The 21085-nt window shown below is 47.8% G+C and carries 18 protein-coding genes; 9 read left to right on the top strand and 9 right to left on the bottom strand.

Going from position 1 to position 21085, the window contains the following annotated elements; translation table 11 throughout:
* Nucleotides 1–95: 95 nt before the first annotated feature.
* The 3 genes from CXF70_RS08565 to CXF70_RS08555 all read left to right on the top strand — a co-directional run bounded on the left by CXF70_RS08565 (nucleotide 96) and on the right by CXF70_RS08555 (nucleotide 3275).
* On the top strand, nucleotides 96–1418 hold the full coding sequence (locus tag CXF70_RS08565) for an ABC transporter substrate-binding protein (protein WP_101802289.1): 1323 nt from the start codon (nucleotides 96–98) through the stop codon (nucleotides 1416–1418).
* A gap of 18 nt (nucleotides 1419–1436) precedes the next feature.
* The gene (locus tag CXF70_RS08560; RefSeq protein ID WP_233208583.1) at nucleotides 1437–2348 is read left to right on the top strand and encodes a carbohydrate ABC transporter permease; all 912 of its coding nucleotides are present in this window, start codon (nucleotides 1437–1439) and stop codon (nucleotides 2346–2348) included.
* Between the two features lie 114 nt (nucleotides 2349–2462).
* A complete protein-coding gene (locus CXF70_RS08555; RefSeq protein ID WP_199172813.1) occupies nucleotides 2463–3275 on the top strand; it encodes a carbohydrate ABC transporter permease in 813 nt (270 codons plus the stop codon).
* A gap of 77 nt (nucleotides 3276–3352) precedes the next feature.
* Here the strand turns inward: CXF70_RS08555 and rlmN are convergent, their stop codons facing one another.
* Nucleotides 3353–4426 carry a dual-specificity RNA methyltransferase RlmN gene (gene rlmN / locus CXF70_RS08550; protein WP_101802287.1) on the bottom strand — a complete coding sequence of 358 codons (1074 nt, stop codon included), beginning with the start codon at nucleotides 4424–4426 and terminating at the stop codon, nucleotides 3353–3355.
* A 157-nt stretch (nucleotides 4427–4583) separates the two neighbouring features.
* On the opposite strand from rlmN, the gene CXF70_RS08545 reads away from it, so the two are divergent.
* Nucleotides 4584–5060, top strand: coding sequence for a VOC family protein (locus tag CXF70_RS08545; RefSeq protein ID WP_084243885.1), 477 nt, complete (start codon nucleotides 4584–4586; stop codon nucleotides 5058–5060).
* Nucleotides 5061–5122: 62 nt separating this feature from the next.
* On the opposite strand, the gene CXF70_RS08540 is transcribed toward CXF70_RS08545, so the two are convergent.
* From CXF70_RS08540 to CXF70_RS08530, 3 genes are all read right to left on the bottom strand, one after another.
* Nucleotides 5123–6637 (bottom strand): succinyl-CoA:acetate CoA-transferase ScpC, encoded by a 1515-nt coding sequence (locus CXF70_RS08540; protein ID WP_101802286.1) that lies wholly within the window; start codon nucleotides 6635–6637, stop codon nucleotides 5123–5125.
* Nucleotides 6638–7259: 622 nt separating this feature from the next.
* Nucleotides 7260–7904, bottom strand: coding sequence for a LytTR family DNA-binding domain-containing protein (locus CXF70_RS08535; RefSeq protein ID WP_101802285.1), 645 nt, complete (start codon nucleotides 7902–7904; stop codon nucleotides 7260–7262).
* A 76-nt stretch (nucleotides 7905–7980) separates the two neighbouring features.
* Entirely contained in the window at nucleotides 7981–9480 is a 1500-nt protein-coding gene (locus tag CXF70_RS08530; RefSeq protein WP_101802284.1) for a succinyl-CoA:acetate CoA-transferase ScpC, read from the bottom strand.
* A 364-nt stretch (nucleotides 9481–9844) separates the two neighbouring features.
* Between CXF70_RS08530 and CXF70_RS08525 the strand changes: the two genes are divergently transcribed.
* From CXF70_RS08525 to CXF70_RS08510, 4 genes are all read left to right on the top strand, one after another.
* Nucleotides 9845–11080 carry an MFS transporter gene (locus tag CXF70_RS08525; protein WP_101802283.1) on the top strand — a complete coding sequence of 412 codons (1236 nt, stop codon included), beginning with the start codon at nucleotides 9845–9847 and terminating at the stop codon, nucleotides 11078–11080.
* 218 nt (nucleotides 11081–11298) lie between these two features.
* Nucleotides 11299–12495 carry an MFS transporter gene (locus tag CXF70_RS08520; RefSeq protein ID WP_101802282.1) on the top strand — a complete coding sequence of 399 codons (1197 nt, stop codon included), beginning with the start codon at nucleotides 11299–11301 and terminating at the stop codon, nucleotides 12493–12495.
* A 136-nt stretch (nucleotides 12496–12631) separates the two neighbouring features.
* Complete coding sequence (locus tag CXF70_RS08515) at nucleotides 12632–13534, top strand: MerR family transcriptional regulator (protein WP_101802281.1); 903 nt, start codon at nucleotides 12632–12634, stop codon at nucleotides 13532–13534.
* Between the two features lie 114 nt (nucleotides 13535–13648).
* The gene (locus CXF70_RS08510; RefSeq protein ID WP_101802280.1) at nucleotides 13649–14230 is read left to right on the top strand and encodes a hypothetical protein; all 582 of its coding nucleotides are present in this window, start codon (nucleotides 13649–13651) and stop codon (nucleotides 14228–14230) included.
* A 43-nt stretch (nucleotides 14231–14273) separates the two neighbouring features.
* Here the strand turns inward: CXF70_RS08510 and CXF70_RS08505 are convergent, their stop codons facing one another.
* Together CXF70_RS08505 and CXF70_RS08500 are read right to left on the bottom strand one after the other, a co-directional pair.
* Nucleotides 14274–14459, bottom strand: a complete 186-nt coding sequence (locus tag CXF70_RS08505) for a hypothetical protein (protein WP_084243877.1) — start codon at nucleotides 14457–14459, stop codon at nucleotides 14274–14276.
* Nucleotides 14460–14857: 398 nt separating this feature from the next.
* Complete coding sequence (locus tag CXF70_RS08500; protein WP_101802279.1) at nucleotides 14858–16156, bottom strand: NCS2 family permease; 1299 nt, start codon at nucleotides 16154–16156, stop codon at nucleotides 14858–14860.
* Nucleotides 16157–16492: 336 nt separating this feature from the next.
* On the opposite strand from CXF70_RS08500, the gene CXF70_RS08490 reads away from it, so the two are divergent.
* Nucleotides 16493–17452 carry a nuclease-related domain-containing protein gene (locus CXF70_RS08490; protein ID WP_233208582.1) on the top strand — a complete coding sequence of 320 codons (960 nt, stop codon included), beginning with the start codon at nucleotides 16493–16495 and terminating at the stop codon, nucleotides 17450–17452.
* Between the two features lie 112 nt (nucleotides 17453–17564).
* Here CXF70_RS08490 and CXF70_RS08485 read toward each other — a convergent pair whose 3' ends face one another.
* The 3 genes from CXF70_RS08485 to CXF70_RS08475 form a co-directional block, all read right to left on the bottom strand.
* On the bottom strand, nucleotides 17565–17810 hold the full coding sequence (locus tag CXF70_RS08485; protein WP_101802277.1) for a hypothetical protein: 246 nt from the start codon (nucleotides 17808–17810) through the stop codon (nucleotides 17565–17567).
* A gap of 359 nt (nucleotides 17811–18169) precedes the next feature.
* Nucleotides 18170–19381: a NupC/NupG family nucleoside CNT transporter gene (locus CXF70_RS08480; RefSeq protein WP_101802276.1), complete on the bottom strand. Its 1212-nt coding sequence runs from the start codon at nucleotides 19379–19381 to the stop codon at nucleotides 18170–18172.
* A gap of 209 nt (nucleotides 19382–19590) precedes the next feature.
* Complete coding sequence (locus CXF70_RS08475; protein WP_101802309.1) at nucleotides 19591–20940, bottom strand: DHA2 family efflux MFS transporter permease subunit; 1350 nt, start codon at nucleotides 20938–20940, stop codon at nucleotides 19591–19593.
* Between the last annotated feature and the right edge of the window lie 145 nt (nucleotides 20941–21085).

Here is a 21085-nt window from a genome sequence, read left to right as displayed (position 1 = left end):
CGCATTACTGTTCTGAAAAGAAAGTCGCAGGACCATCACTTCGGAAGTCGAAGTTTTTCAGATTCCATTTCAAATTAAAAAGGAGTGTCGAGCAAATGAAAAAACTGCGTATGCCTCTGCTGGTTTTGACCAGCACCACCCTTATGCTCAGTGCCTGTGCAGGTTTCCAGACAAATAACAGCAGCGAGGAAGAAACGAATGAGGATGGCAAAACCGTTGTCGACTTCTGGTCATTCTGGGGTTCTGAACTTAGACGCCCGGTCATTGATAAGATCGTAGCCGACTTCAACGCTTCACAGGATGAAATAGAAGTGAAGCACACATACAGCCCTTGGGGTGACATCTGGACCAAGGAGCTTGCGGCGATTGCTGCGGGAAATCCTCCTGACGTCGTCATCAACGACATCAACGCCACCGCCATCCGAGGAAAAGAAAATCAGGCGATGAACCTCTCTGAGTTCATGGATGACAGTTTTTCTGAGAAATTCTACCCTGAGCTATGGAATGCCACCCTTTACGAAGGCGACTCTTACGGCATTCCCTTCAACACGGATACACGGGTTCTTTTCTATAATAAAGACGCGTTTGAAGAAGCCGGCCTTGATCCTGAAGATCCACCGTCAACTTGGGCCGAACTTGAGGAATATGCAGCTAAGCTTGATGTGAAAAACGGCGATGATTATGATCGTCTCGGCTTCTATCCTTTATGGGGCGTCGGCTATGATGTATGGCTCTTAAATGCGAATGGCGAAAACTATTTCGGTGAAGATAATAATGTCGATAACGTAAATATCAATACAGAAACGAATGCTGAAGTGTTGAACTGGCTTAAATCGTGGAGAGACCGTATCGGCGAAGATGTCGTCAATTCATATCAGGCTCAAATCGACAGCCAGCAAGGCAATCCGTTCTTCAGCGGCGACCTGGCGATGCTGGTGCAGCAGCCGACTTTCTATACACAAATCAGTGAATATGCCGAAGATCTGAATTTCGGTGTGGCACCGCTTCCTGAATATGAACCAGGAAACGGCCATACGAGCTGGGGCGGCGGATTTGTCGCAGAAATTCCGGAAGGTTCAAGCGATCCTGAAGCTGCCTGGGCATTCATCGAATATCTGACTGGTGCTGAAGCTCAGGAATATTGGGCAGTCCAAAACTTTGATAATGTAGCGAATATTGAAGCTGCGGAAGCCGCAGCAGAAAACGACGAATTGTCTGAAGAAGGGCAAATGGTCTATCAGATGGCCGTCGAAAGTATGGAAAACACCTTGCTGACGCCGGCGCCGGTGGAAGCTCCAGGATTTTATAATTACATCAACCCGCATGTCGATGAATTCTTCCTCGGGTCGATGACCGCCGAAGAAGCTTTGGCACAGGCACAGGCGGATGTTGAAGATCTGATCCAGAAAAACCAGTAAACAAGGGGGAGAAGTCCTTTGAGGAAAAAAAGATTGACCATCAGGCGTAAGGAAAGCATCTACGGCTATATTTTCATCATGCCGTTCATTGTCGGCTTCTTCGCTTTCACCGCTGGGCCATTATTGTTTTCTTTAGCCGGAAGTTTCACAGATTATAATATTACATCCAGAATGGATTTCGTCGGAGTGGAAAACTATCAAACGCTCATCGTTGATGATGGTCTTTTCAGGACTTCCCTTTGGAACACAATCTATTATGTCGCTTTTTCAGTTCCTTTGACGACACTCGGTGCCATCTTCATTTCAGCGTTGCTGAACCAGGATGTTCCAGGCATTCGTGTTTTTCGGACATTGTATTATCTGCCCGCCGTCCTTTCAGGCGTCGGCGTCTATCTTTTATGGATGCAATTGCTTGAACCGGGGACCGGTATGGTGAACCTGCTGCTTGGGTGGGTCGGCATCGACGGACCCAATTGGCTGTATGATCCGGATTGGACGAAACCTTCACTGATTCTGATGAAACTTTGGAGTGTGGGCGGTTCCATGCTTCTCTATCTGGCAAGTATGCAAGGGGTCTCCAAATCCCTTTATGAAGCGGCGGAAATTGATGGTGCCAGCCGGTGGCGCCAGTTTGTCCACATCACCATTCCAATGATTACGCCCGTCATCTTCTTTGATGTCGTAACCAGCCTCATTGGCGGTTTCCAAATTTTCCAGGAAGCGTATATCATGTCCGGCAACGGTGAAGGCGGCCCGGCAAATTCACTGTTATTCTACAACCTTTATATGTGGAATCAGGCATTTGAAAACTTTGACATGGGCTACGCCATGGCCATGTCGTGGATTTTATTCGTCATCGTTTTCGTGCTTACCCTCATCAACCTGAAACTCGCTCCCCGCTGGGTGCATTATGAAGGGGAGGAGAAATAAATGGCTAAGACAGATGATCGTTCAGATTATTTAACTGGCGCGGAACAAGAGGAAAGCCGATCTGCATTAAATACGAAGCTGCGTTATTGGGAACATCGCGGAAACCGCAACAATATGTGGCGTTTGTTTAATTTCGTTTTATTGGCGGCTGGCAGCCTGCTGATTCTGTCACCGCTCTGGTGGATGTTTGCCACTTCGCTTAAAACGATGGGGGAAGTCATGTCCTATCCCCCTTCCTTCTTTCCGGAATCCTGGGAATGGGCCAATTACATCAGAGCCTGGCAGGCAGCTCCATTTACAACTTATACAATCAACACCATCACTATCACGACACTGGTTGTAATCGGCAGCGTGCTCGCCAACTCTTTTATCGCGTATGGGTTTGCGAAAATCCCATTCCGCGGTAAAGGGATCTGGTTTGCAATCGTCTTGTCGACGATGATGATTCCGGGATTCGTAACACTGATTCCGCAATATGTGCTGTTCGCGAATCTGGGCTGGGTCAATACGTACTATCCGCTGATCGTCCCGCATTTCTTCGGAAGTGCTTTCTATATTTTCCTGCTGCGTCAATTCTATATGACGATTCCCACTGAATTGATTGAAGCGGCGAAAATCGAAGGCGCCAGCCATTTCTATATCTGGTGGAAGATCGGCCTCCCGTTAACGAAGCCAGCTCTTGCTACAGTAGCGATTTTCTCATTCAACGGTGCATGGAATGATTTCCTCGGTCCCCTGCTCTATTTGAATGACGAAAATCTTTATACCCTGCAACTCGGGCTTGCCGTATTCAAAGGACAGCTCAGCACGCAGTGGAATTACCTGATGGCCGGATCGCTGCTTGTGCTGCTGCCCGTCATCCTGCTGTTCTTCTTCTTCCAGAAATACTTTATCCAGGGGATCAACCTTTCTTCTGGAGGGAAATAAAGAAAAGCGCTTCTTATTGTGCATACTAAAAATAAACAGCCCCCGAAAAAATATTCGGGGGCTGTTTTTTCATGCTATTAAACTGTAGCTGGCTTTTTCTCTTTTTTGATTTGCTTGCTTCGAAGCTGACCGCAAGCAGCGTCGATGTCCGCACCTTGCTCGTGGCGCACGCCGCAATTGATGCCTTTTTTCTTCAATGCATCGTAGAAAGCCGAAATCGCTTCCGGTGTGCTTTGCTGATACTGGTCATGTTCGCTGACCGAGTTGTACGGAATCAAGTTGACGTACGAAAGATGGCGTTTGTCTTCGAGAAGTTTCGCCAATTTATTGGCTTCTTTGACATGGTCATTGACGTCACGCAGCAAAATGTATTCAAACGTGATGCGTCGGTTTGATTTCTCCAAATAGTAATCGATGGCATCCATCAATTTTTCGATCGGATACGCTTTGTTGATTTTCATGATGCGCGAACGCAATTCATTTGTCGGTGCATGGATCGAAATAGCCAAATTGACCTGCAGGCCTTCATCCGCGTAATCGTAGATTTTCGGAACGATGCCGCTTGTGGAGACTGTAATATGGCGCGCGCCGATGGCAAGGCCTTTTTGTGAGTTGACCACATGCAGGAAGTCCATCAGGTTCGTGTAGTTATCGAACGGTTCGCCGATACCCATAACCACGATATGGCTGACGCGCTCCTCTTTTTGCTGAGCATCGAAATGCGCTTGCACTTGCATGATCTGTTCGACGATTTCGCCCGCGTTTAAATCGCGGCTCTTTTTCAAAAGTCCGCTCGCGCAGAAACTGCAGCCGATATTACAGCCGACCTGAGTTGTTACACAGACCGAGTTTCCGTATTTAAAGCGCATTAATACAGTCTCGATCAAGTTGCCGTCCTGAAGACGGAACAGGAATTTAATCGTGCCGTCAGCAGATTCCTGTTTCACCGCTTCTTCCAGTGTGCGGATGGCGAAATTATCTTCCAGCAGCTGAATGACTTCTTTGCTCAAGTTGTTCATTTCAGAAAAATGCGATACGCGTTTGATATATAACCAGTCCCATACCTGTTCAGCACGGTACTTTTTCTGTCCATTTTCCAGGAACCATTCTTTTAGTTGGTCTATCGTTAATCCATATATGGAATTTTTCATTTTAGAACCCTCATTTCGGAATTTCACAATTGCTTATTATAATACTAAAAATAGATGTTTACAACAACTATTTTCGTTTAAACAGAAAAGTCTGCCTTTTAGAAGGCTTAAAAGGCTATGCCCGCGGGTATGAAAAATTAAAGAGGAGGTTTTACATATGACTTCTGTAGTCACCCATATCGGCCTGGCGGTGCCTGATCTGGACCGGGCCATCGACTGGTACAGTAAAGTATTCGGCTTCTACGTACTGGCCGGCCCTTTCGAATTCGATGAAAGAAATGAAGAGCTCTTTACGATGACCCAGGATCTGCAAGGACCTGAAGTAAAACAGATGCGTAACGTGCATTTGATGACCAATAGTGGCGTGGGCCTTGAATTATTCGAATTCCAGCAGCCTGAATTCGCTGATGAAAAACCATATCCGCATGCCGGCTTCTTCCATATTTGCCTGATCGTCGAAGACATCGTAGAAACGATTGAGAAAGTGGTGCTCCACGGCGGCAAACAGCGCAGCAAAATTTGGAACATCAATAAAGGCAAGCCGCATTACCTGGTCTATGCCGAAGATCCTTTCGGGCATATCATCGAGCTTTATACCCGCAGCACTGCCGAAATCTATGGCAATAGCCAATAGCAAGAGCCAGCTCCCTTCTATTTAAAAGGGAGCTGGCTCTTTTTTGATTATATATATTCTGCTTACACCAATTGCTCTTTTTCCTGCAGCATTGAACCTTTTTCCGCTAGTGCAGTATGCCAGGAGAATGCTTTTTCAAGGACATGCGGCGTCTGGCCGCCGCGTGTCAGCGCTTCTTCGTAATACTCGCGCATCTGAGCTTTGTAATCCGGATGGATGCAATTTTCGATAATCGTTTCGACACGCTGGCGAGGTGCCAGGCCGCGAAGATCCGCATAGCCCTGTTCAGTCACGAGCACATCGACATCATGTTCCGTGTGGTCAACATGCGAAACGAATGGTACGACGCTCGAGATCTTGCCGCCTTTGGCAATGGACTTCGTAACGAAAATAGCCAGGCGCGCATTGCGGGCAAAGTCTCCGGAACCCCCGATGCCGTTCATCATTTTCGTGCCGGACACATGCGTCGAGTTTACGTTGCCATATATGTCGAATTCAAGCGCTGTATTGATGGAAATTAAGCCGAGGCGTCGGATCAGCTCTGGATGGTTCGAAATTTCCTGTGGGCGCATGACGATTTTATTGCGGTAATTTTCAAATTCACTGAAGACCTGTTTCATTTTCTGTTCGGACAATGTAATCGAACAGCAGGAAGCGAAATCCACTTTGCCTGCGTCGATCAAGTCGAATACCGCATCCTGCAGCACTTCGGAATAGACTTCGAGGTTTTCAAATTCAGAGTCGATCATGCCGTGCAGCACGGCATTCGCAACAGAACCGATGCCGGACTGCAGCGGCGCCAGTTTTTCAGTCAGGCGGCCGGCGCGGATTTCCGAACGGAAAAATTCCAACAGATGATCAGCCATGATCTTCGTTTCCGCATCCGGCGGCACGATATTCGACGGGGAATCCTTCTGTTCCGTAAAGACGATGCCGCGGATCCTCTCCATGTCCACCGGGATGCCGATCGTCCCGATGCGGTCTTCAACAGACGTCAACGGAATCGGATCGCGTTCACCCTGTTTGCCGGTATCGTAGATGTCATGCAATCCTTCGAACAGTTCCGGCTGTGCCATATTGATCTCCACGATAATATTGCGCGCGTGTTTCGCGAAAACAGCCGAGTTGCCGACAGAAGTGGTCGGAATGATCATGCCGTCAGCAGTAATGGACAGCGCTTCAATGATGGCGAAATCGATCGGTTCAATGACATTGGATCGCACCCATTCAGCTGTATGGGAAAGATGATGATCGACAAAGAACATTTCCCCCGAATTGATTTTGCTGCGCATGGCAGGTTCAGCCTGGAACGGCAAACGCTTGCCGACGATTCCCGCTTCCGCAAACAGGCGGTCGATATCCGAACCGAGTGAAGCACCTGTGAATACATTCACTTTAAAAGTTTCAAACTCCGCTCGCTCCACTAACGCGAAAGGAACCGCTTTCACGTCGCCAGCGCGCGTAAAGCCGCTAAGTCCAAGCGTCATGCCGTCCTGTATCCATGAAGCCGCTTCCTGCGGGGAAACCACACGGTCCTGAAGTTCTGCTGCTTTGACCCGGTTATTGTTGTTCGTCATATCAATCACTCTCTTTCTGGAAGGTTTTTTATCTGATAAAGTCCGTCTGCCAATAAAAATAAAGCGTTTTCATTGTATGGAAGAAAATGAAGGCAGATTCCGGCGTTAATTATTAGATAATTTTAAACTATTCAGAGAGCGTTTTGAGTGATTTGTGTATGGATAAGCAGTTATTGCGCTAAAGCAGAAAATCCCTTGCCTGAGCAAGGGATTTTCACAGAATGTCGAGTTAACTTCTTTTTAATACAGATTCATAAAAGATGAACTTATAGAAATCTAGCTTAGATATGGAGTAAAACAGCGAAGACTCCCAGGGGATTAGAAACACAGTTGGCTTCCAACTGTGTTTCGAGCGAAGTGCTGAGATCCACTCGGACGAAGGGTAGCGAGTCCGAGTTAGCTCAGTGCAAGCCAAGCGCGGCCCAAGGTCCTCCGGCCAGCGCTTTGCGACGAAGCTAGCGCAGCGATGCAGGAGCAGCCTAAAAAAATGTGCTCCTGCAGTGCTGCGCACTTCGTCGCAAAGGCATTCTCCGTGCAAGACACGGCTAATGCCTTCGAAGCTGTTTTACGTAATATCGATTATCTTTTTTATTCTCCCCAAACCGAGAAAATTATTTACTTATCAAAACCCAAGCAGCTTCCTGAAATAACTCGAATAGGATTGGCTGACCGGGATGCGGCTGCCGTTATCCATTGCGAGCACAAATGTCGAGTGGGTGTCCGGATAGATTTCTTCTATATGATGGACATTCACGATGAACGACCGGTGGCAGCGGATGAACGTTTCCCGCGGCAGCGAATATTCGAATTCCTGGAGCGAGTTTTTATTGGTGCCTGAAAAGCCCGCGGCATGAACATGTGTCTTCCGGTCTTTGACTTCAAGACAGACGACATCGTCAAAAGGCACCGGCTTCCAGCCATCCGGGCTCTTTACGGTCACCACTGATTTCCCTTCGGTGTAGGAAGGATAAATCGCCAGGACACAGCCCTGCAGTTCCCCATTTTCTTCAAACGGAACAGCCATGCCGTGATAGGGAACGCCGAATACTTCGCGGTCGATGAACTCGGAAGCTTTCTGATTCGTCATCAGCGCTTTATGCGCAATGGTCCCTTCCTTCACCGGATCGCCCGGTTTGATCTTCAGATCGATGCGTTTGCTCGGCCTGTAATAGATATACTGCTCCGTGTCCGCTACTGCAATTGAAATTTCATCAGAGAACAGTTCCCCCATGACATCCAGCAGCGAACCGAAAGTGAATTTTTCCATGTGAATCCTCCTGTCCGAACTGATTGCTTCATTATAATGTATTTTCGGCAATCAAGGGTGCAGAAGGATGCCGAGATTATTTTTCAAGCATGCTACCGGTTTCAGCCAGACGCTGATGCCAGGAGAATGCTTTTTCAAGTACATGCGGCGTCTGTCCGCCGCGAGTCAGCGCCTCTTTGTAATAATTCCGCAATTGATCCCGGTAGGCCGGATCCGCACAATTTTCAATGATCAGACCGGCGCGTTCCCTTGGAGCCAGTCCGCGGAGATCAGCGTAGCCGTGCTCGGTAATAAGTACGTCCACGTCATGCTCCGTATGATCGACATGCGTAACAAACGGCACCACACTGGAGATATTGCCGCCTTTGGCAGTCGATTTTGATACGAAAATCGACAACCTTGAGTTGCGGGCAAAATCACCGGATCCTCCGATGCCGTTCATCATCTTCGTTCCGGATACATGCGTGGAATTCACATTGCCGTAAATATCAAATTCGAGAGCTGTATTAACCGCAATCAAACCGAGCCGCCGTATAAGTCCCGGATGATTCGTGATTTCCTGCGGCCGCAGAATAATCTTATCTTCGTATTTTCGGAAATCAGAATAGACCTGTGCCATTTTCTCTTTGGACAATGTAATCGCTGAACCGGAAGCAAAACGGAGGACATCTGCATCGATCAAATCAAACACTGCGTCCTGCAGCACTTCCGAATACATTTCAAGGTCATGGAATTCGGAACCGATGAGCCCGCGCAGAGCCGAGTTGGCAACCGAACCGACTCCCGACTGGATCGGCGCCAATTTTTCCGTCAGCCGACCAGCACGGATTTCCGATCGCAGCAGCTCCAGCAGATGGCTGGCGATCGCTTCCGTTTCACTGTCAGGCGGAACGATCGTCGACGGCGAATCTACCTGATCTGTAAAAACAATGCCTTTTATCTTTTCCATATCAACCGGAATTCCTGTCGTTCCGATGCGGTCGGCAACATGCGACAGCGGAATCGGATTGCGGCCTTCGTGTGTGCCTGTGTCATAGATATCATGTATCCGGTAAAGGCGCTCCGGCTGTTCCGTATTTATTTCCACAATGACATTCTTTGCGTATTGGGCAAAAATAGCCGAGTTGCCGACAGAGGTCGTCGGAATGATCATGCCGTCTTTTGTGATTGAGATCGCTTCGATAATGGCATAATCGATTGGCGTGATGACCCCCTCACGGATCCATTCAGCCGTGTGGGACAGATGATGGTCGGTATAGAGAATTTCCCCTTCATTGATTTTTCTGCGCATCACCGGATCCGATTGAAACGGCAGCCTTTTGTTGACGATGCCGGTCTGCGCGAACACTGTATCGATATTGGAACCGAGAGAAGCTCCCGTATAGACATTCACCTTGAATTTCTCGAATTCCGCACGTTTCGCCAGCGCCAAAGGCACCGCTTTTGCATCTCCGGCTTGTGTAAATCCACTTAAACCGAGGGTCATGCCGTCCTGTATCCATGAAGCCGCCTCTTCAGCACTGACCACCCGTTCCTGCAATGCTGACGCTTTGATGCGTTCGAATCGTTTATCCATATCTTCATCCCCTTCACTTACTGAATTGAATAGCGTTAGACGGTTTACCTATACCCCAAATAACGCTGTTTAAATAAACTCTTCGGCATCTCCCCTCAATTACCCTTCCCATTCACAAATTCGCAACAACTTTTAAGTATTTTCGTATAACTTAGAGTCCCGAAGAAATCAAAAAAGGCTTGAAATCAAGGTTTCTGAAATTATAAGAAAATTCCTTTTATACAATAATATTATCTATGAAATTCGTGATAAAAATGTGAGTTTTTCTCATTGACTTTACGTTTTTTCTATCATAATATATGAAAAGTTGTCAAAACGATTAGCGTTTGTACAATAATTTTAAATTGAAAGAAGGCTTTTTTAATTGTCTACCAGCCAACGTAAAAAAATGTCCATATTGATGATCAATATGTTTATTGCTATAGCAAGTTTCGGAATTGTTGTCCCTATTCTCCCTGCCTATCTTGTATCTATCGGCCAAGGCGGCACAGCAGCCGGCCTGATGATCGCGATTTTCGCAGGAGCACAGCTCCTGTTCTCTCCGCTTGGCGGAAACTGGGCCGATAAATACGGTCCCCGCAAAGTCATAATCCTTGGTCTTGCGCTACTGACAATCTCGATGCTCATGTTCTACTCGACCGATTCGATCTGGGTCATCTACGCTTCCCGCGTTGTCGGCGGTATCGGTGACGCCTTCCTTATCCCGGGCGTCTTCACTTATGTAGCCGGCATCACCACTGCAGCCCAGCGCGCTAAAGGAACCGGCCTTGTGACGGCTTCCATGTCGCTCGGACTTGTAATCGGACCTGGCTTCGGCGGATTCCTCGCTGACATCAGCTTGAAATTGCCGTTCTTGATCGCCGCCGGAGTGACATTCAGCGCCATGATTTTCTCGTTGATCATGCTGAAGGAAATTGCCCCTAATGCAGAAAGCAAAAAGCAGGCGGAGGAGTTTTCAAAAGACGAGTCGATGCTGGAACAAATCGGCCGCTCCACCCGCATGCCATATTTCATTCCGTTGCTCATCATCTTTATCATGAGCTTCGGCCTTGTTGCATATGAATCTGTTATCGGCATGTACCTGACGACGCAATATGGCTCGACTTCAGCCGATATTGCCATGATGATTACGGCTACCGGAATTGTCAGCGTAACGGTTCAATTCTTTATCGTCGACCGTCTTGTCCGCCGTTTCGGTGAAGTCAAAACAATGATTGCATTCCTGGGTCTTGCAACGGTCGGATTCCTGATTTCACTGACCGCAGGAAGCTATGGCGCTTTCTTCGGCGTCTCCCTTGTGATTTTCCTGGCGATGGCTATCCTGCGTCCGGTTCTTAACATCCTGGTATCGAAAATGGCGGCCGGCGAAATCGGTTTTGCCATGGGTATGGCAACTGCCTACATGAGCCTCGGCAATGTCCTTGGCCCGATTTCCGCAGGCATGCTGTATGATATCAATATCAATTATCCGTTCATCCTGGGCCTTGGTCTTTTGGTAGTCACGCTGTCGATTGCCATGGCTTGGCGCAAAACGAATAATGCGAAATCTGTGGTTATTGACTCCGCCAATGAAACCCCTGAAGCTGAACCTTTGACATAAAGGTTCAGTTTTTTATTTGAACGAGGTCCAAGTGATTGACAACACCATGGAGCCGGCATAATATGTAAAATTGAGTGTAAAAAGTTTAGTGGCAATGAATGATATTCGAGAACCTTCTCCCTTCCCTTTCATACATATGAAATCCGATTCCACGTCGTTCGTTTTGTTGCCGTTCTATATAGGAGAAACTCCACCCATAATAAGAAAAGAGGAACACCATGTCAGCAGATCAACGCAAAAAGATCATCATCCTGATGATCAATATGTTTATTGCCATCGCCAGTTTCGGGATCATCATCCCCATCCTTCCTTCATACCTTGAATCCATCAACCAGGGCGGCATGGCCGCAGGGCTGATGATCGCCATTTTCGCGGCAGCCCAATTCCTGTTCTCACCGATTGCCGGCAAATGGGCGGATCAGTACGGCCGCCGGAAAATGATCATCTACGGACTTATCGGCCTGACCCTGTCAATGTTCGTCTTCTACGCTTCCGACTTTATCTGGGTACTTTACTTTTCCCGTGTCATAGGGGGAATCGGTGCAGCTATGCTGGTGCCTGCCATTTTCGCCTACATCGCTGACATCACGACATTCGATCAGCGGGCAAAAGGCACAAGTCTTGTATCAGCGGCCATGTCGCTTGGAATTGTCGTCGGTCCCGGAATCGGCGGATTCCTTGCCGATTACAGCATCAAGCTGCCATTTTTAGTGTCTGCCCTGGTATCGCTTGGCGCTGTCGTCTTTTCACTTGTGCTGTTGAAAGACAGCGACGCGGCAAACGCGGATGCAAACCTTGCGATCGACATGACCCAAACGGAATCGATGCTGTCCAAAATTGCGTCTTCCACCAAAAAGCAGTATTTCATTCCATTGGTTATCACGCTCGTAATGAGTTTCGGTCTGCTTGCTTATGAATCCGTGGTCGGACTTTACCTGGACAATCAATTCAATTCAACCGCCAAAGACATCGCGTTCATGATAACAGCGACAGGCGTAGTCAGTGTCATCGTCCAATTGTTCATCGTCGACCGGATCGTCCGCCGCTTTGGCGAAGTCGCGATTCTTGTGACGTTCCTGGGCGTCGCCGCCTTCGGGTTCCTGCTGTCGTTGTTTGCGGGCAGCTACGCTATGTTCTTCGGTGTTTCACTTGTCATCTTCCTGGCAACTTCGATCTTGCGTCCCGTATTGAATACGCTGATCTCCAAAATGGCGGACGGCGAAGTCGGGTTCGCGATGGGCATGAACAACGCCTATATGAGTATCGGCAATGTCGCCGGGCCTCTGCTTGCAGGCTTGCTTTATGACGTCAACATCATCTTCCCGTTCATCCTGGGTCTGATCATGCTGATGATCACGATCTCCATTACGCTGGTTTGGCAGCGTTCACGCGCCGTCAAAGCGGCAACAGCTTAATATGGCACAAAGGAGAAAGGGCTTCGGCTCTTTCTCTTTTTTACTGGTTAAAACCCTTGACCCCTAAAGCTTTACGCATTGTATAAGTACTTGTATAATAAATATACAACTAACTTATAGAAATGTGGGTCCTGCCATGTACAATATAAAAGCTGCTGCAAAGATCCTTGATATGCCCAAAGTGACGATCCGCTCTTGGGAAACACGGTATAATGCGATTACTCCAGCTCGCACAGAATCCGGCCACCGCCTGTATTCTGATCAGAATCTGGAGGATTTGAAGTGGCTTAAAATCCAGGTTCAGGAAAACGGCGTCAAAATCAGCGAAGCTGTCAAACAACTCCATGCTTCCCGAAAGAAATTCGTGAAGACCGCTGCTGAGCTGCCTCAATCTCCGGAAGGCTCCATCGAGTACGAGAAGCAGATTGAAGAACTTTATAATGCCGGCGCCGAAATGGACAGTGAACGTTTCCAGTACTTGCTGGATTTGAACTTTTCCATGTTCCATTACCGCACTGTATTCTTTTCCATATTGGCGCCTTTGATGGTGCGGATCGGTGAAGAATGGGAAAACGGCACCATCACCGTAGCGCATGAACATATGCTGAGCCATATGGTGCTGCAGCGCTTCACTCAGTTTTTCCGTATTTTCCCGACGTCAGAAACGCTGCCGAAAACCTTGGCTTTCTGTCCGAGTGGCGAACATCACCAGCTTGGCTTGCTTCTATTTACACTTTTCCTACGGGAACGCGGTTACCCGGTCGCTTATATAGGACCGGACACGCCGCTCGAAGGCCTGCCGGAACTTGTCCGCAAACAGGATTTCAGGTTGGCCTGCATGTCCATTGGCCACGAACGGCTTCTGCCGATCGCCCATGAATATATAGACGCATTGACTGCTGTTAAACCGGAGCTGCATTTCGTCATCGGCGGACGCGGCCTTGGCCACCTTGAAAACACCGCCAACCAATACTATATCGGCACTACGTATGAGGATTGGGAGCGCTGGCTCGAAGATACCCAAAAGTCCAGAAATTAAAATGACCTTGTCAGACTGTATGCCTGACAAGGTTTTTTATGTTGTTTGATACTTTTCTTTTAACTTATGGTAAAATTTAGTTATCAGAATTTTCTGCACCTGAAGGGAGCCCGCATGAAAAAATATGTGAATATGAATACTTTATATCTAGCTGCCGCCATTATTGCAGTCAGTGCTTTTCTGCTGCCGCGTGTCATTGAAGCGGTCCATCTGCACCTGAATGGCATCTCCTATATCGCCGATCAAACAGAAGAATATTACAAAATTACAGAACCCGTTGAAGGGGAATATACGGTTGAACTCGATCTGAATAATTTGGAAAATAATGAAGGCAAGATCCTCTATGATGACGGAGACAGCCAAATTTCCGTAATGAAAGTAGTTGAACAGGAAGAAATGGGGTATGAAGTGGTTTTCCGCTCGCACGCAAAGGAACTTCCTGATGGAGCCGTCCTGGTTTCAGGCATTGCCCATGACTATACTCAGGGTGGTTCAACGCATTCCATCGAAGCGGAAGCAACCGCCGGTAAGGACGCTCAGCAACTGTCCCCATCCACCGCGACCGGATTAAGCTATAAGGACGGGGACCATTTCGGATTTTACCTGGATGCTCCTGCGGAAGATGCTGACAAAGTCGCGGTGACTTTGACGAATCTGCAATTGAATTTATGGATGGAAAAAGCGATTTTCGAGTGAGCTGCAGCGCCGCAGATTCAGCTCATAAAAAAAGACCCGCTCCTTAGAGCAAGTCAAGGTCCTGATAGGCGGACTGATAAGGCCCGTTGTCTGTCACTTCTGAATGGTAAAGTGCTTTCAAAGCGAAATTCTTTTCCAGGTCCATATCCTTCATGAGTGTTTTCAGGCGTTTTTTCAATTCCGGATTTTCACTCACAAGAGTTTCCATCTTCGATTTCGTGTATTTCATAACGTGTCGCTCCTTTCGGTTGCTATTGGTTTTATTGTAACATCTCTAACTCCATTTAATGAAAAAACGCACTTGCTAACGGGCAAGTGCGTTTGTTTTTATTGGACAAGAAAGCAGATAACTTTTCTAGTATGAAAATCCTTAAAAAATGTGTTTCCTTGTCCAGACTCCGGCGACCCAGCTCTTCGAGTCATAAGTCAGCTTAGCTGCGCGGCCAAGGCCACTTCGCTAATCTGTCTTATGCTTTTCAGAGCTAAACGGCTGCCGTCGCTTTTCTAGTGTCCAGTCTCCGGCGACCCAGCGTTTAGGGGGACAAGGCTGCTCCTGCATCGCTGCTTCGTCGCAAGAGATAGGCCCAAACAAGTTTGGGCCTATCTCTTGCCGTCGCTTTTCTTTAATCACCCAATGACCTGGAAAATATAATTCGCGAGGAACAATGCGGCGATCACATAAAGCGCCGGTGTGACTTCGCGCCATTTGCCGAGACCGACCTTCAATAACGGATACATGATAAAGCCGATGGCGATGCCGTCAGCGATACTGTACGTAAACGGAATAAGGACGATGATCAGAAACGCCGGGATGCTCTCGCTCATATCTTTCATATCAAGGTCCTTGATGTTCTGCAGCATCAATGCGCCAATGATGATCAGGATCGGTGCAATCGCACTGTCCGGGATCAATTTGATGACAGGAATGAAAAATGCAGCGCCAAGAAACAGCAAGCCGGTTGTAATGGCCGTCAAACCTGTGCGTCCGCCTGCCGCCATGCCCGCTAAAGTTTCGACACTGGCAACTGTCGGACTGGTTCCAAAAACGCCGGAAGCCATCGAACCGATGGACGTTGCCTGGAATGCACGCTTGTATTTCTCCGGACGTTCAATGAAATTAACCTGTCCATGAACAAGGCCGATGTTCTCAAACACCAGGACCATTGTCAGCGAGAAAACCGCTACCCAGAATCCCATGGTCAGGAAGCTGGTGAAACTTAACGCGCCGAATCCGGCAAACGCTTCTGATGCGCTCATCGCCGGTTCATTCAGCTGACTGAGATCGATCATGCCGAATAAAAAGGCGATCACTGTCCCGGCCACAATCGTGATGAGGAAATTCCCCGGCACATTGCGGATGAACAAAACGATGGCGATTACGAACGTCAAAGCGGTCGACAGCACCAGCGGATCGGAAACCGATCCAAGCGCCAAAATTGAACCTTCGCCATTGATGACGATTCCGCCTTTTTCAAGGCCCAGCAGCATCAGGAATAAACCCAGACCTACTGTAATCGCCTCTTTCAGCGAATGCGGCACCGCAGCACTCAGCACTTTGGCAAAACGCGTAAACGCCACAGCGACAAAAATCGCGCCGGAAACGAATACGACCGCGAGCGCTTCCTGCCAGGTAAGGCCCATCGCCTGCACCAGCGTATACGAAAACAATGCGTTGATGCCCATGCCTGGAATCAGCAGGATCGGAACGTTGCCCCAGAATCCCATGACGAGCGCACCAAAAACAGATGCCCCGATTGTCGCGATGATGGCCGCTTCAATCGGCATGCCGGATTCCGACAGGATCAGCGAATTGACCGCGATAATATACACCACGGTGAAAAAGCCGATCAGCCCTGCCAATAGCTCACGCCTAACCGATGTACCATTTTCTTTAAGACCGAAAAAACGATCCATCCAATTATACATATCGATAACCTTCTATTAAATTAGCCCTCTCCCTACCCGCTCTGCCTGAATAAATTCAGGTAAGCCAAGATAGAAGTGTAATCCAAAAACAGCGTTGCGTCAAGGGTTTGGGGTTGGTCCGAATAAGGCAAAACGCAATAGCCGATTTCCGGTTTTATCGCATTTCGCGCAGTGAAATGCAGGGCATTCGGTGGTTTCGGTTTTAAACGCATTTCACGCAGTGAAATGCCATCCGAGCAACGGTTTCGGTTTGCTTTCAACTATATTTTTAAAGGGGCGATTCATTCTCGCAGACAAATGCTATACTTCAAGTAATATTTGGAAAAGAGGTGTTATATGGAAAAAGAATGCTTGGATTTACTGTGCACGGAAGATGCAATCGGATTTTTGATTGGCCGCTTGACGAATGCACACCCACAGCGCCATTATCTTGCAGGCGAGCAGCGGCAAATTGCAGCAGGTGTCCGAGGAGAAGATCGGATGAGGAAACACTTTGTTGAATTTCATTCGCATGAAGAATTCCATGTACTCTGGGACGTCAGTCTTGCGATGGGCGACTGGAAAATACAGATGGACGGCTTGCTGTTGACCGAACGCTGCGCTATCATCATGGATTCAAAGAACATCAGCGGCAAAATCCATTTTGATGGGCAGACCGGGGAATTCTACCGTTTCGACGACGAAAACGTCAAAAATGTAATGAAGGATCCCCGTATCCAGTTAAACAAGAATATCCGCTTCCTGGCGGCATGGTTCCAGCTGAAGAAAATCAAACTGCCTGTCAGCGGACTTATCATTTTCACCCCGAAGAGCTGTGAATTCATTGTCAGGCCAAAAAGCAAACACATCTGCAAAGTCTACCAGATGCCTGAATATCTATTGCAAATCCTAAAGGCTTTCCCCCTTGAAGCCGAACCGCTGAAACTGCCGAAAATCAAAAAGCAGCTGATCAGCGCGAATTCCCCTTATCTGAGAACCCCTTTATGCAGTAAATATTATATTGAAGCGAATGAAATCCGCCGGGGCATTCAATGTACAGAATGTCAGAAGTACGGCATGAAACGAATAAAGAAAAGCTGGCAATGCGCGGGTTGTGGGCACCGGGATCGTCAGGCGCATAAATTTGCGTTACGAGAATATTTTTCACTGATCGACACCCATATTACCAATCAGGCATTTCGTGAGTGGTGTGGTGTGGAATCGCGATCAGTTGCTACGAGGTTATTGACGCAATATGATTTGGAAACCTCAGGAGAGTCTAAAGCCAGAAAATACAGCTTAAAGAAGAGAGATTAATGTGTCTCTCTTCTTTTTTTCGCCTTTTTTACCGGAACGCGCATAAAATATTTTAATCGCTCGCAAATTTTTTTAATCGTGCATATTCTTTTCTAATCGCGCATATAAATTTTTAATCGCGCGTATTTTTTTCTAATCGCGCATAACCATTTTTCTTACCCCAATCCCACCTCTCACCACCACCCAATAACCCCAAAAAGAAGCTTTTCGCCGAGCGAAAAGCCTCACATCCCCCCTTAAAGCTTCTTCTCATACAAAAAACATCGCATTCCAACCCAATTCTCTTTAAAAAACCCAATTCTCCATCATCATTCCGTCCTTCATCGCATTTCGCCCAGCGAAATGCAAATCCATTCAATCACTTGAGCTTTCCTTTAACATCTCTTCAAAAAAGGAACCTTTTCCAACCCATTCCCCCTAAAAAAACCACTCGCCCATCACCATCCCGCCCTTCCTCGCATTTCGCCCAGCGAAATGCAAATCCATTCAACGGTTTTCGATTTACCCGCACGCCCGCTGAATTCGCCACAATCCACCATCTAATATCGCACACCCAAAACCCTCGAACGGATGCTTTCCGCCACGGCGAAAAGCGAAAAAGCGGGAAACCGAAAAACCCACAAACTTACAAAGTCACTGATCCTGTGATCACTTCCCCAAAATTTCCCCATCAAAAAAACCACACGCAAAAATGCGTGTGGCCGATTATTTTATTGATTAGAAGAACATACCAGCGATCGAAGCGCTCAAAAGTGAAGCGAGTGCTCCGGCAGCTACTGCCTTCATACCGAGTTTTGCGATTTGTGGACGGCGGCTTGGTGCAAGTGCGCCAAGTCCTCCCAGCAAGATTGCCAGGGAACTCAAGTTTGCGAAACCACATAGTGCGAAGCTGACAATAAGGACAGTTTTTGGTGACAAGTCTGCCATTTCCGCAGTAAAGGAAACGTAAGCGACAAATTCGTTCAATACGAGTTTTTGTCCGATGAAGCTTCCTGCCTGGACTGCTTCAGCCCAAGGTACACCGATTGCAAAAGCAAGCGGGGCAAAGACGAAGCCAAGAATTTGCTGGATAGTCAGACCTTCGAATCCGACAACACCTCCGACAAAGCCAAGCAATCCGTTGAGTAAAGCGATGAGCGCGATAAATGCCAAGAGCATCGCACCGACGTTCAATGCTAATTGCAAACCGTCAGATGCTCCGCGTGCGGCAGCATCTACTACGTTTGCAGATTCTCTGTCTTTTTCAAGCTTAAATTCTTTTTCCTCAATTTCCTCTTGTTCCGGAATCATGATTTTCGCCATGATTAATCCGGCTGGAGCCGCCATGAAACTTGCCGCAAGCAAGTATTCAAGAGGAACGCCAAGAAGTGCGTAACCCGCAAGTGTAGAACCTGCGACCGAGGCAAGTCCACCCGTCATAACTGCGAACAACTCTGATTTCGTCATTCCTGCAAGGAACGGACGCACAACAAGCGGTGCTTCCGTCTGGCCAACGAAAATGTTCGCCGAAGCGGAAATCGATTCCGCTTTACTTGTTCCAAGCAATTTCGAAATCGCGCCGCCGAGAAAACGGATGACGAGTTGCATGATGCCAAGATAATACAGCACAGAAATTAAAGAAGAGAAGAAGATGATGATCGTCAGCACTTGGAAAGCGAAGACGAAGCCAAACCCTTCTGTGTCGGCTGCTGGACCGAATACGAAGGCAATCCCTTCCCCCGCGTAACCGATTACATTATTGACAACGTCAGAAAGCTGATTAAGTTTTTCGCGGCCGTATTCCCATTCCAGCACGATGAACGCGAAGCCGATTTGAATCGCTAATCCACCTAAAATTGTCCGTGGCTTAATGGATTTTTTCCCGTCGGATAAAAGGAAGGCAAGTCCCAGAACGACGAAAATGCCGAAGATGCCCCATAATATATTCACAACTTCACCTCATAAATAGTATTTTATCAGAAAATTAGGCTAATAAATGTCTAACTCATCCGTCGTCTGACATCTTATCAAAGCAAATCGAATAAGTAAATGTACATTATGTTACAAAACGATAAATTAACCGTATTTCCAATCGGATGAAAATTCATAATTGAATTGATATATCCCGGGAAATGTTGGCGTTGCCGTCATTCCCGGTTTTATTCGCCTTCAGCTGCCGGCGCTGCTTTCTTAAGGAAAAAGGAAAGAAATACACCGATAAGACTCAGAATTCCAGCTACGATAAAGGAGATATTCACACCACGGATCAGCCCTTGTACCCCGAATTGCTCAGGATCGAGCGCAGTGCTGGTCATGATGGTGACAAGCAAGGCGGTTCCGATCGAACCCGAAACCTGCCTCATCGTATTGCTCATGGCAGTGCCGTGCGGAATGAGCCTTTCAGGCAGCTGATTGAGTCCAGCGGTCGTCACCGGCATCATCACCATGGCAACGCCGAACATCCGGATGGCATGCATCACCGTTAAATAAGTGAATGAAGTTTCAGCAGTCAGCACCGTAAATTGGAAGGTGCTGACGGTAACAATCGAGAGGCCAATGATGGCCAGCCATTTGCCGCCGAACGCGTCGAAAACGCGGCCGGTAATCGGGTTCATGATTCCCATGATGATGGCGCCCGGCAGCAGCATCAGGCCGGATTCGAGCGCAGTGAAACCGTGCATATCCTGCATATAGATCGGCAGGATTGTGGCACTTCCGATCATGGAAATAAAAACGATGACACTGAGGATTGTAGATAACGTGAATATCTTGTATTTGAAGACACGGAATTCAAGAAGCGGTTCCTTCAAACGGCCCTGCCGCTGAATGAAAAGGAACAGTGAAACCGCTCCGATTGCGATTGACACAAGAACCGGTAAACTTCCCCATCCGGTCGTGCCGGCACTTGAAAAGCCGTACAGTATACCGCCGAAACCGAATGTCGACAGCATAACCGACAAAATATCCAATTTAGGGAAAGTCTGCTTCGTGACATTCTTCAGGAAGAAATAAGCAAAGATCAAATCGATCAGGGCAATCGGGATGACAATATAGAATAATGCGCGCCATGGATACTGACCCACAATCCAGCCCGACAACGTCGGTCCGATGGCCGGCGCGAAGGAAATGACGAGGCCGAACAAGCCCATCGCCTGCCCTCTTTTCTCAATCGGGAAAATGACGAAGAAAATGGTCTGGGTCAGCGGCATCATAATACCCGCTCCCGAAGCCTGGATGATACGGCCGATCATCAAAATCGAAAATCCAGGCGCAAATGCCGCTACGATTGTGCCGATGGTGAATAGGCCCATCGCTGTCAGGAATAAAGACCGCGTGGAAAATTTGCCGATTAAAAAGGCGGTTACCGGAATCATGACGCCATTGACGAGCATGAACACCGTCGTCAACCACTGCGCAGTATTCGCGGTAATCTCCAAATCATCCATAATATGCGGCAATGCCGTTGCCAGCAAGGTCTGGTTCAGGATTGCGACAAAGACGCCTGCCATCAGCACCGCAAGCAGCGGCCCTATTTTTATATCTTTTTTATCGTGGACATCGTGCTTACTTGCCAATAGCTTCACCTCTTTGTATCAATAATCCGCTTTTTTTAGTCTAATCCGCGTTCTATTATCCTAGTTACCCTCATCGGTT

The sequence above is a fragment of the Planomicrobium sp. MB-3u-38 genome (assembly GCF_002836425.1).
Lineage (GTDB): Bacteria > Bacillota > Bacilli > Bacillales_A > Planococcaceae > Planococcus > Planococcus okeanokoites.
The sequence above is the reverse complement of the archived record's forward strand: the minus strand, read 5'-3'. Positions and strand labels throughout refer to the sequence as shown.

Bases quoted from the DNA above. Each gene is read 5' to 3' on its own strand.
- CXF70_RS08565 (WP_101802289.1), top strand. From the start codon at position 96: ATGAAAAAACTGCGTATGCCTCTGCTGGTTTTGACCAGCACCACCCTT.
- CXF70_RS08555 (WP_199172813.1), top strand. From the start codon at position 2,463: ATGTGGCGTTTGTTTAATTTCGTTTTATTGGCGGCTGGCAGCCTGCTG.
- rlmN (WP_101802287.1), bottom strand. From the start codon at position 4,426: ATGAAAAATTCCATATATGGATTAACGATAGACCAACTAAAAGAATGG.
- CXF70_RS08545 (WP_084243885.1), top strand. From the start codon at position 4,584: ATGACTTCTGTAGTCACCCATATCGGCCTGGCGGTGCCTGATCTGGAC.
- CXF70_RS08540 (WP_101802286.1), bottom strand. From the start codon at position 6,637: ATGACGAACAACAATAACCGGGTCAAAGCAGCAGAACTTCAGGACCGT.
- CXF70_RS08535 (WP_101802285.1), bottom strand. From the start codon at position 7,904: ATGGAAAAATTCACTTTCGGTTCGCTGCTGGATGTCATGGGGGAACTG.
- CXF70_RS08530 (WP_101802284.1), bottom strand. From the start codon at position 9,480: ATGGATAAACGATTCGAACGCATCAAAGCGTCAGCATTGCAGGAACGG.
- CXF70_RS08520 (WP_101802282.1), top strand. From the start codon at position 11,299: ATGTCAGCAGATCAACGCAAAAAGATCATCATCCTGATGATCAATATG.
- CXF70_RS08515 (WP_101802281.1), top strand. From the start codon at position 12,632: ATGTACAATATAAAAGCTGCTGCAAAGATCCTTGATATGCCCAAAGTG.
- CXF70_RS08510 (WP_101802280.1), top strand. From the start codon at position 13,649: ATGAAAAAATATGTGAATATGAATACTTTATATCTAGCTGCCGCCATT.
- CXF70_RS08505 (WP_084243877.1), bottom strand. From the start codon at position 14,459: ATGAAATACACGAAATCGAAGATGGAAACTCTTGTGAGTGAAAATCCG.
- CXF70_RS08500 (WP_101802279.1), bottom strand. From the start codon at position 16,156: ATGTATAATTGGATGGATCGTTTTTTCGGTCTTAAAGAAAATGGTACA.
- CXF70_RS08490 (WP_233208582.1), top strand. From the start codon at position 16,493: ATGGAAAAAGAATGCTTGGATTTACTGTGCACGGAAGATGCAATCGGA.
- CXF70_RS08475 (WP_101802309.1), bottom strand. From the start codon at position 20,940: ATGGCAGGCGTCTTTGTCGCAATCCTGAACCAGACCTTGCTGGCAACG.